The following is a 16,373-nucleotide window of genomic DNA, read 5'->3' as shown; positions in this document are numbered from 1 at the left end:
CCCGGCCCCCGCGACGAACAACCGCGCCCTTGGCGAAGCCCCGGCGAGGCGGCGTGCTCCCGGGCCTGGGGGCCAGCCGCCGCCGCGACGCCCGGGCGAAAGCCGAGTGCGCAAGCGCGGACACCGAATGACGCGCGACCTCTGGCGGCCATGCCGCCAGTGCGCGCCCAACATCCCGCGCTCCGCCTGCCGCGCCCTTGCGCGGCCCGGCATCATACCGGTCATCCGGTCCGATGGGTAAGGGGATCTCCGAACGCGACAGACTCGACTCGCCTCCGAAACGAAGCCAACATGGACAAGCATGACATTGAGGAGGCCGACGATGAACACCCTCGACCGATCCTATTTCAGGCGCCGTGCCGCTGAAGAGCGCGCACGAGCACGAGCGCTAGCGGACAGCACCGCCTCGACATTTTATCACAAGCTGGCCGACGCCTATGAGCGGCAGGCCGCCAAAGCAACCGGTTGAACGCCGCATTTCGAGTCGAGGGTGGGGTCCATCAGTCGATATCGCCGGATCTCCGCCGCGCCGGATGACCTTCTTTTCCGCGCCACAGGCCGCACCGACCGATGCGGCGCTCGAAGCCGTCCTGCCCGGCGAATCCGCGCGGGTTCTGTCAGGTCTGCGTGGCCCTGAGGGTTAGCGGCTGCTAGCCAGGCGAAATGGCACGCAAATGCCGGGCGAAACCGCCCAGCCCTTTTCGCGGTTTCTATTCATCGCCCGAAGTAATCCGTCTGGTTGTGCTCATGTATGTGCGCTTCCCACTGTCGCTGCGGAACGTCGAGGACCTCCTTTTCGAGCACGGCATCGACATATGCCACGAGACGGTTCGCTTCTGGTGGAACAGGTTCGGCCCGATGTTTGCCAGCGACATTCGCCGGTAACGCGTGAGCCGGATGCGCGGTTTCCGCCACTGGCGTTGGCATCTCGACGAGATGTACATCAAGATCGACGGCGAGATGATGTATCTTTGGCGGGCCGTCGATCACGAGGGTGAAATCCTGGAAAGCTATGTCTCGAAAGCCCGAGACAAAGCTGCTGCACTCGCCTTCATGAAAAGGGCACTGAAGCCTCACGGATCACCCGCGACGATTACCACAGATGGCCTGCGATCATATGGTGCGGCCATGGACGAGCTTGGCAATCGCGAAAAGCAGGTGATTGGCCGGCACGCCAACAATCGGTTTGAAAACAGCCCTTTACCTCTCCGCAGACGCGAGAGAACCATGCTGAGATTCCGAAGGATGAAATCGCTACAGAAATTCGCCTCGGCCCACGCCAACGTCCATAATCATTTCAACCTGGAGCGTCATCTCGTCGATCGGCAAACGTACAAAGAGCGCCGCTCAGCCGCCTTGGCTGAGTGGCAAATCCTTGCGAGCTAAGCCGCCAGCTTCAAAGACCGCAAACTACCCAGTGGAGAGCGGTTTCCACAGGACTGACACCACCCTTGACTTCATTGACACCGGACCTGTCGGCCTAGCCAAAGCGAAAGTCGACCGAAGAAAGCATGGGCCGGATTTGCGTCTTGGGCATCGAACACGCCAACCGACCCAGAAAATCATTGCCGCATCGCTTCGACAACAGGCGAAGACCAGTTGATCAAAAATTCCCGGGCTGCGGCTCACGCACAGTGCGTTTTTCGATGCGCCGCTCATAATCGGTTCCCTGGAACAGGCGATCCACATAGATTCCGGGGGTGTGGATCTGGTCCGGGTCGAGGGCACCTGTGGGAACCAGGTCCTCAACCTCGACCACGGTCGCTTCGGCAGCCGTTGCCATCACCGGGTTGAAGTTGCGAGCGGTCTTGCGGAACACCAGATTCCCCGCCGCATCTCCCTTCCATGCGCGCACGATCGCGAGATCGGCTCGCAACCATCGCTCCATGACATAATCTCGCCCGTCGAAGGTAGAGACTGGCTTGCCCTCCGCAACGACTGTGCCAACGCCGGTCGCTGTGAAGAAAGCCGGGATGCCCGCACCGCCCGCGCGGATCCGTTCGGCGAGCGTCCCTTGCGGATTCAGTTCGAGTTCGAGCTTGCCATCCAGATAGAGCTTCTCGAACAACTTGTTCTCGCCGACATAGGAACTGATCATCTTGCGGATCTGCCCGTTGGCGAGCAGCGTCCACAAGCCGAACCCCTCGGCCCCGCAATTGTTGGAGACCACGGTGAGATCCCTCACGCCATGATCGCGTATCGCGTGGATCAGTTTTTCAGGATTGCCGACCAGGCCGAACCCGCCCGCCATGATCGTCATGCCATCGAACAACAGCCCGTCGAGCGCCGCCGCAGCGGACGGACAGATCTTCTTCGTCATATTCTTATTCCCCCGGCTTACGCCGATAGTCGAGCGGCGGGGCACGGTCCCCGGCAAGCGACTGATAGGTAAAGCCCGCGCCGCGCCGGCGATCGAACTCGACGCGCGCTTGCTTCAGCAGCTCGGGCCGGCGGAACAGGTCCGACGCGGTCAGCGCCAGCGTCTTGGCGGCGACCACCGCGCCCTTCTCGCCAAAGGGGGATCCGGCCGAGGCGACCGCCTGCCAGCTATGCGCGGGCGTGCCCGCCGGATAGGTCGCGACGCGCAGCCCGACGGTCGGCACTACCCAGCTCACATCGCCGACATCGGTCGATCCGGCGCCGCGTTCGCCGGTCGAATAGGGCCGGAACCCCTGCCCCTCTTCCACCGGCCGCGGCTTGGGGAGTTGCGCGCTCAGCTTCTCGGCAAAGGCGCGGTCGGCCGCGTCCCAGCGCGGCGGCCCGGCCTCGCGCAGATTGGCGTCCATCAGCCTGCCCAGCGTATCGTTGGGCAACAGGCCGTAGACCCCGTTGACCAGTTCGAACTCGACCCGCGTCTCGGTGGCCATCGCGGCCCCTTCGGCGGCCTTCTGGACGCGCGCGAGTACCTGGCGGACGATGGCGGGATCCCAGTCGCGCACATAATAATAGGTTTCGGCGAAGTCCGGCACGACATTGGGCGCGCTGCCCCCCGACGTGATGGTGTTGTGGATGCGAACCGTCTCCGGCACATGTTCGCGCATCGCGTTGACGGCCACGTCCATCACCTCGATCCCGTCGAGGGCCGACCGGCCGAAATGCGGATTGCTCGCGGCATGGGCGGAAACGCCGTGGAAGCGGAACTTGCCGCTGATGTTCGCCATCGCCAGATCCTGCGCGGCGCTGTTGGCATCGGCGGCATGCCAGTGCAGCACCGCATCGACGCCGTCGAACAGCCCCGCCTTCGCCATATAGACCTTGGCGCCGCCGCCTTCCTCGGCCGGCGTGCCGTAGAGGCGGATCTCGCCCTGGACACGGTTTGCCTCCATCCACGACTTGATCACCATCGCGGCACCGGCGGAGGCGGCGCCGAATAGATTGTGCCCGCAACCATGGCCGGCCGCCTTGCCCGCGATCGGGCTGCGTTCGGGCGTGGCGGCCTGGGCAAGGCCGGGCAGCGCGTCGAACTCGGCCAGGATGCCGATCACCGGCCCGCTGCCGCTGCGATAGCTGGCGACGAAAGCGGTCGGCATGCCGGCGACGCCAGCCTGGATGGTGAAGCCCGCCTTGCGCAGTTCCTGCTGGAGCAGCGCCGAACTCCGCGTCTCCTGATAGCCCTGTTCCGCATAGTCCCAGATCGCGCGCGAGACCTTCGCGATCTGCGGCGCGCGCGCATCGACCGCGCCCAGCAGCTCGGCATGGTCGGCGGGCTGCGCCTGTGCGGCGGTCGCGGCGAGTAGAAGTCCCGTGGGAATGGACGTGAACAGTCCGGCTTTCATCGTGAAGTCTCCTGAGCGGGGGTCTTGACCTCGCCGCGCGACACGGCGGTCGCGACGGCCAGGTTGGCGGTGACGTTGGGAACGGTGCGGATCATGTCGAACAGCCGGTCGAAGGGCAGGATGAATGCGACGATCGCCGCGGTCTGGACCTCGCCGATGCCGATCAGCGAAAGCACGCCCGACAGCATGAACAGCGATGCGGACGGCACGCCCGCCGCACCGAGCGAAAGCAGCACCGATCCGAGCACCAGCACCAGATAGTCGGCGGCGCCCAGCTCCACGCCGAACACCTGCGCGGAAAACGCGCAGAGCAATCCCACATAGACGCCCGTGCCGTCGCGCGCGATGCTCGATCCGAGCGGGATCACCGCGTTGGCGACCGGTGCGGACAGGCCCAGCCGCTCGCGCGCGACGCGCAGCGCGACGGGCAATGTCGCCGCGCTCGACGTGGTGGAGAACGCGACCAGAATCGCCTCGACGATCGCTCGAAAATAGCGGCCGAGCGGCATGCCGCCGGCCAGCCGGACGAGCGCGCCCTGGACGAGCAGCATCTGGAACAGCACGCCCGCGACCAGCCCGATGGCGAGCAGCGTCAGATGGGTGAACACCGCAAGCCCGTGATTGCCGATGGCGCTGGCGACCAGCGCGAGCACGCCCAGCGGCGCGGCTTCCATGAACAGGTTCACGACGCGCAGGATCGCCTGCCCGGCCGCATCGGCCAGCGCGACGATCGGGCGCGCCGCCTCTCCGGTCAGCAGCACGCCGCTGCCCATCGCCAGCGCGAACACGATCACCGACAGCGTATCGCCCGCGGCGAGCGCCTGGAACGGGTTGACCGGCACGATCGCCATCATCTGCTCGCCGATCGTGCGCGGCGCGGCGCCCGCCGCCTCCGGCGCCACCGTCACCGCCATGCCGAGCCCGGGCTGCAGCGCGACGCCGAGCACCAGGCCGATACAGATGGCGAACGTCGTGATCGCGACGAGCAGCGCGATCGTGCGTACCCCCAGCCGGCCCAGCCGTGCCGGATCGCCAAGCGCCGCGACCCCGCCGACAATCATGACCAGCACCAGCGGCAGCACCATCATCCGGATGAACCGGATCCAGAGCTGGCCGATCCAGGCGATCGACGACGCATGCTCGCCGATGGCGAGCCCGAGCACGACGCCCGCGACCAGCGCGCCGAGGATGCGCTTCCACAAGGGGATCGCGAACCAGCCGCGCAACGCGCCGCTCATGGCGCGGTCCAGCGATCGAGCCAGTCGTCGACCACATCGTACCAGCGGATCGTTGCGGCGGGGCTGCTGATGATATGGTTTTCGTTCGGGAAGTAGAGAAGTTCGCTGGGGATGCCGCGCCGCTGCGCCAGCGTGAAGGCGGAAAGCCCCTGATCGAAGGGAACGCGGAAGTCGCGACCACCATGGGTGATCAGGATCGGCTTCTTCCACTGGGCGGCGAAGCGAACCGGATTGAACGCCTCGACCGCGTCCGGCACCTCCCACGGCGCACCGCCATTCTGGCGGTCGTTGTGCCATTGCAGGTCGATGCCATAGGCGCGCGAATCGAAATTGCCGGCATGCGAGATCAGGCAGCGCCACGGATCGTTCCACACGCCCGCAATCCAGTGGACCATATAGGCGCCGAACGAGCTGCCCATCGCGCAGCCGCGCATCCCGTCGATAAAGGGATATTCGGCGAGGACGGCGGCCCAGCCCTTTTGCAGATCCTCGAGCACGCGATCGCCGCGATGGCCGATCACGGCATACGCGAAATCCTGGCCGAAGCCGGTCGATCCATGGAAATTGACCATGACCGTCGCATAGCCGCGCGCCGCCCAGAGCTGGGGGTTGCGGCCATAGCTCCATTCGTCCTGATAGACGCCGTGCGGGCCGCCATGGATAACGAAGATCACCGGATAGCGGCGCCCCGGCACACGATCGAGCGGTTCGGTGACGAAGGCCTGGACGGGCTCGTCATTCCATCCCCTGAATATCAGCGAGCGCGTCGGCGCCATCGCGACGCCCGCGAGCTGCGCCGCGCCGACATCGGTCACCTGCCGCAGCGAGCGGCCCTCGGCCGTGGCGGTGAAAAGCTGTTGCGGCCGGGAAAAGCTGCTGCGCGTGAGGACCAGGCCGCGGCTGGAGACGGCGATGGCGGAAACGCCGTCGACCGGCAACCGGTCGACCGCGCCCGACAGCCGATAGGCGTGGAGCCGTTCGCGCCCGTCATCGTCGCTGTGCGCCAGCACGGTTTTGCCATCGGCAGACCAGAGTATCTCGTTCGGCCAGCGATCGAGCGATACGCCGAGCGCACGCACCGCGCCGGTCGCGAGATCGCGTACGCGGACGATCGCGCGGTCGCCGTCCGATCCCACGCTGGCCTTGTCCATATAGGCGAGCAGCTTGCCGTCGGGTGAAATGATCGGATTGAGATGCGATCCGGGCTGGTCCGGCCCGATCTCGCGCGGGGTCGACGGCGCGGCCAGCGAGACCTGGAACAGTCGATGGATCGTGCTGAGATTGGCAGACACGCCCGACGGCCGCGCGGAGAAGAACAGCGTTCCTCCATCGGGCGAGATGGCGAAGCTGGTCGCGCTGCCCGAGGGGCGGGTCGGCACGTCACTTTCGAACCCCGGCATCAGCGGCATGGGCGGCTGCGAACCATCGAGCACCAGCCTGAACAGCGCATTGTACCGGCCGTCGCCATAGCTGTCGTAGAAGCGGACGTTGAGCTTGGTGTAGAGCGTGCCGACATTGGGCTTCGCCGCACGCGCCACCGTGCATTCCAGCGTCGGGCAATCCGGATAGACGCGGAACGAGGCGACGACGAAACGGCCGTCCGGCGTCACCTGGAATGCGCCGACATCGATCGGCGCGCGTGTCAGCTGGACCGCCGGTTTGCCGTCGACGCCGATGCGCCAGATCTGCGCGACACCCGCGTGGTCCGGTCCGCGGAAATAGAGGGTGCGGCCATCGGCCGACCAGGTCGGCATGTCCTGCCTGGCCGGCGCGCCGGAGAGCACGGCGTGCGGCGCGCCGGGCCGATCCTGGTCGGCGAGCATCACGTGCGCGGAGATCCTGGCGAGATCGGGCGAGACCGTGCGCACCGTATAGGCGATCCAGTGACCGTCGGGCGAAACCGCCGCATCGGTCAGCCGGTCCATCGTGGCGAGCAGCCTTGCGCTCATGCCCTTCGACCCGGGCTCGGCGTCCTGCGCGGTGGCCGGGGCGGATATCGCGAACGCGGCGAAGAGGATCAGGATCTTCCGATGGCAGATTAGCATCAACAGGCCCCCGCTGGAACTGCAGCCGGGCGCGGCGCACCCGGCTGCTCGTGAAAATGACAGGCGACGCCGCGGCCATTCTGGTCGGTCCGCATCACCGGTTCCTCGTCCGCGCAGCGTGGCGCAGCGATCGGACAGCGCGTCCGGAAACAACAGCCGCTGGGCGGACGGGCCGGATCTGGCGGCTCGCCGGACAACAGCGCCCCTGTCTCGATCGCGCCATCGATCCGCGGCGCCGCAGCGAGCAGGCCGCGCGCATAGGGATGGCGCGGCATGGCCAGCACCTCGGCGGCGGCACCCAGCTCGACGATGCGGCCGAGATACATCACCGCCACCCGGTCCGCGATCCGTTCGACGATCGCGAGATCGTGACTGATGAACAGCATGGCCAGACCGAGCTCCGCCCTGAGATCGGCGAGCAGGTTGATGATCTGCGCCTTCACCGAGACGTCGAGCGCGGAAACCGCCTCGTCGCAGACGATCAGGTCCGGACGCACCGCCAGAGCGCGCGCGATGCCGATGCGCTGCCGCTGCCCGCCCGAGAATTCGTGCGGCCTCCTGTCCGCCGCGCCGCGCGGCATGGCGACCATGTCGAGCAGTTCGACGACGCGCGGCATCGCCGACCGCCGGTCGCGGAACAGCCCCAGGCTCACGAGCGGCTCGGCCAGGATCTCGGCGACCGACATACGCGGGTCGAGGCTGCCATAGGGATCCTGGAAGACCATCTGGATCCGGCGGCGGAGCGGGCGAAAGGCGTGCGGGCGCAGATCGTCTATACGCGCGCCGTCGAAGCGGATCTCGCCGCCGTCACTGTCCTCCAGTCGCAACAGGCAGCGCCCGATCGTCGATTTGCCACAGCCGGATTCGCCGACCAGCGCCAGCACCTCCCCCGGCGCGATCGTGAAGGAGATGCCCGCCAACGCCTGGAGATCGCGTCCGCCGCGCAGGCGGTAGCGCTTCCGCAGGTCGACGACATCGAGCAGCGCGGTCATGCCGGCACCGGGTGGAGATGGCAGGCCACGTCGCCGGCCGGCGGCGGGCTCGCGCAGATATCGACGGCATGCGGGCAACGCGGCGCAAAAGCGCAGCCGGGGGCGCGCTCGGCCAGGGACGGAGCGGTACCCGGTATCTCCGCCAGCCGCGCACCCCGCCCTCCCCCGAGCCGCGGGATCGCCGCGATCAGCCCCGCCGAATAGGGATGGCGTGGCCGTGCGAAGAGTTGCCCGACGGGCGCTTCCTCGACCTTGCGGCCGGCATACATCACCGCCACCCGGCCCGCCATCTGCCGGACGAGCGCGAGATCGTGGCTGATCAGCATTATGGCCGTGCCGGTGCGGTCCTGCAGGGCGCGCAGCAGTTCGACGATCTGCGCCTGCACCGTCACGTCGAGCGCGGTCGTTGGCTCGTCCGCGATGATCAGGCTGGGCCGCCCTGCCAGCGCGATCGCGATCATGACGCGCTGGCGCATTCCGCCGGAAAGCTGGTGCTGATATTCGTCCAGGCGCCGTTCGGGCGCGGTGATCCCGACCGAAGCGAGCAGGTCCGCCGCCCGCGCGCGCGCCGCCGCCCGGGTTCGGCGTTCACCTGCCGGCAATGCCTCGATCACCTGGCGGCCGATCGTCAGCACCGGATTGAGGCTGGTCATCGGCTCCTGAAAGACGATGGCGATCCCGCTGCCCCGCCGGCGCCGCAATTCGCGCGGAGACAAGGCGAGCAGATCGGTGCCGTCGAACGCCGCCCGCCCGGTCACGCGCGCGCCGGGCGGCAACAGGCCGAGCACCGCCATCGACGCGACCGACTTGCCGCTGCCCGACTCGCCGACCAACGCAAGCGTCTCGCCGGCCGCCACGGTCAGGTCGAGGCCGTCGACGGCGGCGAGCGGCCCGTGCGGCGACGGGAATTCGACACGCAACCCGGATATGTCCAGCAGCGCCATCAGCCCGCCCGCCCGCGCGGATCGAAACGGTCGCGCAGACCGTCGCCGACCAGATTGACCCCCAGCACGGTCATCGACAGCAGGATGGCGGGGAAGACCAGGATGTGCGGCTTCACCTGCCACAGGCTCCGCCCCTCCGCCATGATGTTGCCCCAGCTCGGCGTAGTTGGCGGGATGCCCGCGCCGATGAAGGACAGGACCGCTTCGAGCAGGATCGCCGAAGCGCCGATGAAGGTCGCCTGCACGGCCATGGCAGCCGCGATGTTGGGCAGGATGTGCCGGATCAGGATCGCGGGCGTGCGCGCACCACTGGCGATGGCCGCCTGGACGAACAGCCGGCCGCGCACCGACTGGACGCTGGCGCGCGCCAGCCGCGCGACGCGCGGCAGTTCGGCCAGGGCGATGGCGACGATCACGTTGGACAGCGATCCGCGGATCACCGCCATAAGCGCGACCGCCAGCAGCACCGGCGGGATCGCCATCAGCCCGTCGATCAGGCGCATCAGCACGCCGTCGAGCACGCGCACATAGCCGGCGACCATGCCGATCCCCGTCCCCGCTATAGTCGCGGCGAGCGCCACGCCGAGCCCGACGATCAACGAGACGCGGGTGCCGTAGATCGTGCGCGCCAGCAGGTCGCGTCCGAGCAGGTCGGTGCCGAAGGGATAGGACAGGCTGGGCGCCAGCGCGCGTTCGTGCGGAAGGATCATCGATGGATCGCGCCCGCCGGCCAGCAACGGCGCCGCGACCGCGATCAGCACGACCAGCGCCAGGATCGCAATTCCCATACCCAGCTGCGTGACGCGGCGCGGCCGGGCGGCCCCCATCGTCGCGGCGATCATTGACGCACCCGCGGGTCGATCGCCGCGCAGAGCAGGTCGACGCCCAGATTGACCGCGACGAAGACGAAGGCGAAGAGCAAAGTCACACCCTGGATCACGGGATAGTCACGCCGCAGCACGGCATCGACGGTCAGCCGTCCCAGGCCGGGGACGCTGAACACCGTTTCGGTCACCACCGCGCCGCCCAGCAGAACGGCGATGCCCATGCCCATGACCGTCGCGATCGGCGCGGCCGCGTTGCTCAGGCCGTGGACGATGACGACCCGCGCCTCCCCCAATCCCTTGGCGCGCGCGGTGCGGACATGATCCTGCGCCAATATGTCGAGCATGGTCGCGCGGGTGATGCGCGCGATCAGCGCGGCATAGGCGCCCGAGAGCGATGCGGCGGGCAGCAGCACGGTGCGCAGGAAGCCGGGAACGCTGTCGAAGGGCGAGACGAATCCCTGCACCGCGAACCAGCCCAGCCGGAACGCGAAGACATAGGACAGGAGATAGCCGACCACGAAGACCGGCAGCGAAAAGCCCAGGACGCCGCCGACCATCACAACCCGATCCGCCGCCCCGCCCGGCCGATGTGCCGCCAGCGTCCCCAACGGTATCCCGACCGATGCGGCGGTCAGCATCGCCACCAGCATCAGGCTGAAGGTGGGCAGGACGCGCTGGCCGATCAGCGTGGTGACCGGGATGCCGGTGAACACCGAATTGCCGAGATCGCCCCGCGCGATCTGGAACAGCCATTCGAGGAAGCGCGTGACGAAGGGCCGGTCGAGGCCCAGCAGCACGCGCAGCTTCTCGACATCCTCGGGCGATGCCGCGTCGCCCGCGATCAGCGCGGCGGGGTCACCCGGCGCAAGATAGAGCAGCAGGAAGACGAGAAGCGCCACGAAGAAGGCGACCGGGATCGACGCCGCCACGCGGCGCGCTGCATAGCCGAGCATCAGCCGGTCCGCCCGGTAAGGGGGTGGAGATGCCGGGGCGCCCGGACAAAGGCGAATCCCGCAATGTCGAGCGCCGCCGGCCCCGGCGCATCGCAGGCGATGATCGTTCCGAACCGCCCCTCATAAGCGGCGCGGAAATGGTTTTTCGCCTTGACGCAGAACAGGTCGATCCCGGCCGTATCGATGCCCAGGGCCTCGGGCAGGCCGGGATCGTGCGGCGATGCCGAAACGCTCGACACCACCAGGCGGATCGCAGTGCCAGCGACCTCCAGCAACGCGAGTCGCCCGAAATCCATCCAGGGTCCGCACAGCAGCGGCGGACGCGCCGCGAACCTTCCCGGGGCGAGCGCAGCGACGGTCGCCCGAATCGGCAAAGGTGCGCCGTAGCGCGGGCTCAACCGGCCGCCGATCGCCCCGCTCACTTCGCCTCCGACGCCCGCCGCCTCGGCGCGATCCACCATGTCCGGATCGCAGAACAGCAGCATCAGGCTGGATACCGAAGGATTGGCGCGCATGAGGGCGTCGAGCAGCCCCGGCGTGTCGAGAATACCTCCCGACAACGGATTGTCTGCGGCGTCGACCAGCGCCACCGGCCCCTGCCCCGCACCGATCGCAGCAAGCGCATCGGCGACGGCCGCGTCCGCGTCGGGCAGCGACTGGAAGAATGCGTCGCGGCGCGCCTCGATCGCGTCGCGCAGCGCCTCCGCGCCGCGCCGGGCAAGATCGCGGTCGCTATCGGCGAAGACCATGGCGGCGGCGCCCGCAGCGACGGTGTCGGCATAGGAAAAGCCGCCGAACGGCACCGCGTCGAGGATCGCGCCATGCGTCATCGCCACGGCCTGCGCCTCCAGCTCGGCCATCGGGCCGGTATCGGTGCGCATGTTGATCGATGGCAGGATCGTGTCCGCCTTGGCGATATGGCCGACCGGCCGGACCTCTCCGGCAAGCGTGCGTTCGAGCATGGTCAGCACGCGCAGCGCGGTCTCCCGCTGGTCGACATGCGGGTGCGTGCGATAGCCGCTGGCGAAATCGACATGGTCGACGGTCGCCGGGTGCAGGTTGGCGTGGAGGTCAAACGAGACGCCGAGCAGTGCATCCGGTCCGATCGCGGCGCGCACGCGCTCGATCAGCGACAGGTCCGCAAGGTCGCGCCCATCGACCATCATCGCGCCATGGAGCGCCAGATAGACCGCGTCGAAGCCCTGCCCCGCCAGCCCCGCGACGATCTCGTGGCAGGTCGCATCGAACAATTCCGCCGCGATCGGCCCCGCGGGCGTGGCATGTGCAAGCCGCAGATAACATGCATCCCAGCCGGGCCGCGCATCGAGGAAATCGATCGCGCCGCCGATCTCGCTGGGCGTGCCGCGCCATGCGCCCGCCGCCTCGGCGCCCTTTGCCCAGGCCGCCGCCCGAAACTGGTCGAGTCCGGTGATCAGGGGAGAGAAGCTGTTCCCCTCATGCATGAACATGGCGATCGCAAGCCTAGGCATGGCCGGCATTCTCCACGTTCCAGAACAGGGGCAGGCCATGGAGCATGCCGGTCAGCGAGCGCCGGCACGCGGTCGGCATATGGAACTGGCCGAGCGGGATATAGGGAACGTCCTCCAGCACCTGGAGCTGGATGTGTTCGGCGATCAGCCGCTGCGTCTCCGGATCGCCTTCGCGCATCCAGGCATCGCGCAATACCTCCAGCCTCGGCGCGGTGGGCCAGCCGAACCATGCCTTTTCGCCATTGCCGCGCAGCGACATGTGGCCGGCGGGATTGAGCAGATCGAGCCCCGTCCAATACGTGAAGAAGACGTTCCAGCCCCCCTCCGAGGGCCTCGCGCGGCGCGCGCGGCGCTGGATCACCGCGTTCCAGTCCATCACCTGATAGTCGATGGTGAAGCCGCAGCGCCGCAGCAGATCCGCACCGACCTCGGCAAGCGCGCGCAGGATCGGCGGATCGGTCGTGCCCATGACGAGCACCGGTTCTCCGCGATATCCCGCGGCGTGGATCTCGGCGCGAGCGCGCTCGTAATCAGGTGGCCCGTCCCAGATCTCCAGCCCGGCATTGGTCGCCAGCGGCGTGCCGGGCGGGAAGACCCCCACGCCCGATCGCCGAGCCTCCGGCGCGAAGCCCGCCGCGGCCAGGAAGGGTTCCTGCCGGACGACGCGCAGCACCGCGCGCCGGATCGCGACATTGTCGAAGGGCGGCCAGAGGTGATTGGGCCGCATCACCGCAACCGCGCCGGTCGGGTCGATCTCGGGCAGGGCAAGGTCGGGATCGCTCCCAATCAGCGGCAACAGGTCGATCGACGGCGTCTCCAGCCAGTCGACCTCTCGGTTGCGCAGCGCGATCGATGCCGTGGCGGGATCGGGGATCACCGTCCATTCCACCCGCTCGAACTTCGCGTGCTTGGGCCCGGCGGTCCATTCGGCCCTGCCGTCGGCACGCGGCACATAGCCCTCGAAGCGAGCATAGGCGGTGCGTGCGCCGACGACGCGTTCGTCGGACAGGAAGCGATAGGGTCCGCTTCCCACCATTTCGGAGACCTGGACGAAGGGGCTGGTGCGGGCATGGCGCTCCGCCATGATGAAGGGCGTGTTCACGCCGATCTTGCCGAGCGCATCGGGCAGCAACGGAAAGGGTTCTCGCAGCCGGAACAGGATGGTGCGATCGTCGGCCGCGGAGACCTCGTCGGCGGCGGCGAACAATGCCTGGCCCATCGCGTCGCGGTGGCTCCAGCGCTCCAGGCTCGCTACGCAATCTCGCGCGCGCACCGCCTCGCCGTCATGGAAGCGCAGGCCGGGCCGCAACCGCACGGTCCAACTGCGGCCGTCGGCGCCCTGTTCGATGCCCTCCGCCATCTGCGGGCGCGGCCGGAAATCGGCCCCCAGCCCGAACAGCGTGTCATAGACCAGGAAACCATGTGCGCGGGTGACGCCGGACGTCGTCCAGATCGGGTCGAGCGAGGCGAGGTCGGCCTGGGGCACGAAGCGCATCACCCGCCGGTCGAGCGCGGGCGCGCAGGACGGCAGGACCATGCCGCCCAATATGGCGGCGCCCCCGCCGATCGCGCCTCGCCGCGTCAGCATCAGGCCGGCATGCGCGCCATGTCGCGGCACACCGTGTCCACGGCGTCGCCGAGCCGGTCGACGATCGCAGCGATGTCGGTGGGCGTGGCGATATAGGGCGGCGCGAGCAGGATGTGGTCGCCATGAACGCCGTCGATGGTGCCCGATCCGGGATAGCAGGCCAGGCCGATCTCGAGCGCCGCCGCCTTGACCCGGTCCGCCACGCGTGCCTCGGGCGCGAAGGGCGAACCGCCGACGCCATCGGCGGACAGCTCGACCGCCATCAACAGGCCACGACCGCGAATGTCGTGGACATGGGCATGACGCGAGAACCGATCGCGCAGCCCGTCCGCGAGCAGTCCCCCCATCGCCGCCACATTGTCGAGCAGGCGATCCTCCGCGATGACGCGCTGGACAGCCAGCGCGGCGGCGCAGGCGATCGGGTGCGCCATATAGGTGAAGCCGTGCTTCAGCATGCCCGATCCGTCGGTCAGGGCGCGGGTGATCGGCGCGCTCGCCAGCACCGCGCCGATCGGTTGATATCCGCCCGCCAGCCCCTTCGCGACGATCTGCACGTCAGGCGTGACGGCTTCCTGCTCCCATGCATGGGTGGTGCCGGTGCGCCCCATCCCGCACATCACCTCGTCGAGCAGCAGCAACGCGCCGTGACGATCGCACACCGCACGCATCGCCGCGAAATAGCCGGCCGGCGCCGGCAATGCCCCGGCGGTGGCGCCGACCATCGTCTCCGCGCAGAAGGCGGCGATTCGGCCGGGGCCGACCCGCTCGAACTCGGCATCGAGCTCCGCGGCGAGGCGCGCGACCATCGCCATGTCGTCCTCGCCGGCCAGCCGCCCATGCACCCCGTCGGCGGGCGAGACGTGCGAGAATCCGGCGGGCAGCAGCGGTTCATAGGGAATGCGCCGCGCAAGATTGCCCGACAGCGCCAGCGCGCCGAAGCTGTTGCCGTGATAGCTTTGCCGCCGCGCGATGAAATGCGTGCGATCTGGCTGGCCGATCTCCAGGAAATATTGGCGGATCAACTTCAGCGCGGTCTCCATCGCCTCCGATCCGCCGGCGACGAAACAGGCCGAAGCCAGCCCGCCCGGCGCATGGCCGACAAGCAGGTCGGCCAGCGCCTCGGCGGGTTCGGAGCTGAAGAAGCCGCTATGCGCATAGGCGAGCGTGCCGGCCTGGACGCAGATCGCCTCTACCACGCGCGGATGGCCGTGGCCGAGGCACGATACCGCCGCGCCGCCCGAGCCGTCGATGACCTGACGGCCGGCTTCGTCGACGATGATCATCCCGTTCGACGAGACCGCGCGCGCGATCGGCGGGCCGGCAAGCCGGCGATGAAGGATATGGCTAGTCACTGGGCAATTCCGGATCGAGATAGGCGGTGTGCGCGGCGATGCGCGCTTCGGTGGCGCGCAGCCGGTCGCGGCCGTGGGTGCCCGAGCGCATGTAGAGCGTGGCGGCCAGCGCCTGGATCAGCGCCGTACAGGCGGACAGCGACGGGAAATAGCCCGGCGAATCCGCGTTGAAGAGCAACGTCACGTCCGCGTCACGCGCCAGCGGCGAATCCGCGCGATCGACCACCGCGACCAGCGACGCACCCGCCGCCTTCGTCGCCTGCGCCGTCAGGAAACCGTCGCGCGAATAGGGCGCGAAGCCGAACAGGACGACCACGTCGCCCTTTTGCAACCCGCCCAGTTCCAGATCGAGCATGCCGCCCGCCGATCCGATGATCGACACCTCGTTGCGGAACAGCCGGTAGAGATAATGGAAATGGACCGCCGGCGCGTAGCAGGATCGGTATCCGGACACGAAGACGCGCGCCGCCTGTTCGATCACTGCGGCGCCCGCATCGAGCGTCCGGGCATCGAGCTCGGCGAGATTGTGGATGTCGGTCGAGATCATCCGGCCCGACAGCGTCCCCTCTCCAGAAGGCAGCAGCGGCCGTGACGAATAGGGCGCTTCGCGCGCCGCTTCCAGGTCGCCGCGCGCCTCGTCGATCAGTTCGGCACGCAACGCATCCCAACCCGGAAAGCCGAGCGAGCGCGCCAGCCGGGTGAAGGTGGTCGGCTGCTCCCCAGTCTGCCGCGCCAGAGCGCGCATCGGCATGCTCGCTGCGTCGAAGGGATGATCCGCCACATAGCGCGCCGCGGCAGCCAGCTTGGGCGGCAATTGCACTGCGGCCTCGTGCAGCCGGCTGACGATGTCCTGGTTCATGGCGTCTGCCGATGCGGGCAGCGGCGATGCCGCGCCGGGCGCGTCGCCGTCGTCATAGGATTGCGGCCAGCCATTCGGATAGTCCCCCAGATCAGGCACGATCGTCGCGCCTGGACATTGCACCGACGCCCCAGCCGATATCGACCGTCGCGACCGCCGACACCTTCGCGATCAGGGGCCCGGCCGATGCAACACGCGCTGCACATCGATCTGGTTGGCGCAACATATGTACTATCACTCCGCCATGGATCGGCAAATCTCCCGCAGCCGCGCGGAAGGGCGCGACCGCGGAAAGAAGATGGGGCGGAC

General features: G+C 68.3%; 13 protein-coding genes and 1 pseudogene. 2 read left to right on the top strand and 12 right to left on the bottom strand.

The annotated features are described in order from the left end of the window. Window positions 1-322: 322 nt before the first annotated feature. Both ACODTA_RS19575 and ACODTA_RS19570 read left to right on the top strand, forming a co-directional pair. Window positions 323-469 carry a hypothetical protein gene (locus tag ACODTA_RS19575; protein WP_489067693.1) on the top strand — a complete coding sequence of 49 codons (147 nt, stop codon included), beginning with the start codon at window positions 323-325 and terminating at the stop codon, window positions 467-469. A 194-nt stretch (window positions 470-663) separates the two neighbouring features. Then, window positions 664-1,386, top strand: a pseudogene (locus ACODTA_RS19570) (IS6 family transposase). Window positions 1,387-1,603: 217 nt separating this feature from the next. Here the strand turns inward: ACODTA_RS19570 and ACODTA_RS19565 are convergent. Genes ACODTA_RS19565 through ACODTA_RS19510 form a run of 12 tightly spaced genes read right to left on the bottom strand, consistent with a single transcriptional unit; the run spans window position 1,604 to window position 16,163 of the window. Further along, complete coding sequence (locus ACODTA_RS19565) at window positions 1,604-2,320, bottom strand: CoA transferase subunit A (protein WP_489067710.1); 717 nt, start codon at window positions 2,318-2,320, stop codon at window positions 1,604-1,606. Between the two features lie 4 nt (window positions 2,321-2,324). Continuing rightward, a complete protein-coding gene (locus ACODTA_RS19560) occupies window positions 2,325-3,776 on the bottom strand; it encodes an amidohydrolase (protein WP_489067691.1) in 1,452 nt (483 codons plus the stop codon). Next, window positions 3,773-5,014, bottom strand: a complete 1,242-nt coding sequence (locus ACODTA_RS19555) for a dicarboxylate/amino acid:cation symporter (protein ID WP_489067689.1) — start codon at window positions 5,012-5,014, stop codon at window positions 3,773-3,775. Before ACODTA_RS19555 ends, ACODTA_RS19560 begins: the two co-directional genes overlap by 4 nt. Further along, complete coding sequence (locus tag ACODTA_RS19550; RefSeq protein ID WP_489067687.1) at window positions 5,011-7,059, bottom strand: S9 family peptidase; 2,049 nt, start codon at window positions 7,057-7,059, stop codon at window positions 5,011-5,013. The genes ACODTA_RS19555 and ACODTA_RS19550 overlap by 4 nt, the downstream gene beginning before the upstream one ends. Beyond that, window positions 7,059-8,051, bottom strand: a complete 993-nt coding sequence (locus ACODTA_RS19545; RefSeq protein WP_489067685.1) for an ABC transporter ATP-binding protein — start codon at window positions 8,049-8,051, stop codon at window positions 7,059-7,061. Before ACODTA_RS19545 ends, ACODTA_RS19550 begins: the two co-directional genes overlap by 1 nt. Further along, entirely contained in the window at window positions 8,048-8,995 is a 948-nt protein-coding gene (locus tag ACODTA_RS19540) for an ABC transporter ATP-binding protein (RefSeq protein ID WP_489067683.1), read from the bottom strand. The genes ACODTA_RS19545 and ACODTA_RS19540 overlap by 4 nt, the downstream gene beginning before the upstream one ends. Beyond that, window positions 8,995-9,837 carry an ABC transporter permease gene (locus ACODTA_RS19535; protein ID WP_489067681.1) on the bottom strand — a complete coding sequence of 281 codons (843 nt, stop codon included), beginning with the start codon at window positions 9,835-9,837 and terminating at the stop codon, window positions 8,995-8,997. The genes ACODTA_RS19540 and ACODTA_RS19535 overlap by 1 nt, the downstream gene beginning before the upstream one ends. Then, entirely contained in the window at window positions 9,834-10,775 is a 942-nt protein-coding gene (locus ACODTA_RS19530) for an ABC transporter permease (RefSeq protein ID WP_489067679.1), read from the bottom strand. The genes ACODTA_RS19535 and ACODTA_RS19530 overlap by 4 nt, the downstream gene beginning before the upstream one ends. Continuing rightward, a complete protein-coding gene (locus ACODTA_RS19525) occupies window positions 10,775-12,265 on the bottom strand; it encodes a M81 family metallopeptidase (protein WP_489067677.1) in 1,491 nt (496 codons plus the stop codon). The genes ACODTA_RS19530 and ACODTA_RS19525 overlap by 1 nt, the downstream gene beginning before the upstream one ends. Further along, window positions 12,258-13,853 (bottom strand): ABC transporter substrate-binding protein, encoded by a 1,596-nt coding sequence (locus ACODTA_RS19520; protein WP_489067675.1) that lies wholly within the window; start codon window positions 13,851-13,853, stop codon window positions 12,258-12,260. The genes ACODTA_RS19525 and ACODTA_RS19520 overlap by 8 nt, the downstream gene beginning before the upstream one ends. After that, window positions 13,853-15,205, bottom strand: coding sequence for an aspartate aminotransferase family protein (locus tag ACODTA_RS19515; RefSeq protein WP_489067673.1), 1,353 nt, complete (start codon window positions 15,203-15,205; stop codon window positions 13,853-13,855). Before ACODTA_RS19515 ends, ACODTA_RS19520 begins: the two co-directional genes overlap by 1 nt. Next, complete coding sequence (locus tag ACODTA_RS19510) at window positions 15,198-16,163, bottom strand: MurR/RpiR family transcriptional regulator (RefSeq protein ID WP_489067671.1); 966 nt, start codon at window positions 16,161-16,163, stop codon at window positions 15,198-15,200. Before ACODTA_RS19510 ends, ACODTA_RS19515 begins: the two co-directional genes overlap by 8 nt. Between the last annotated feature and the right edge of the window lie 210 nt (window positions 16,164-16,373).

The sequence above is a fragment of the Sphingomonas sp. FG14 genome, assembly GCF_057809675.1.
The sequence above is the reverse complement of the archived record's forward strand: the minus strand, read 5'-3'. Positions and strand labels throughout refer to the sequence as shown.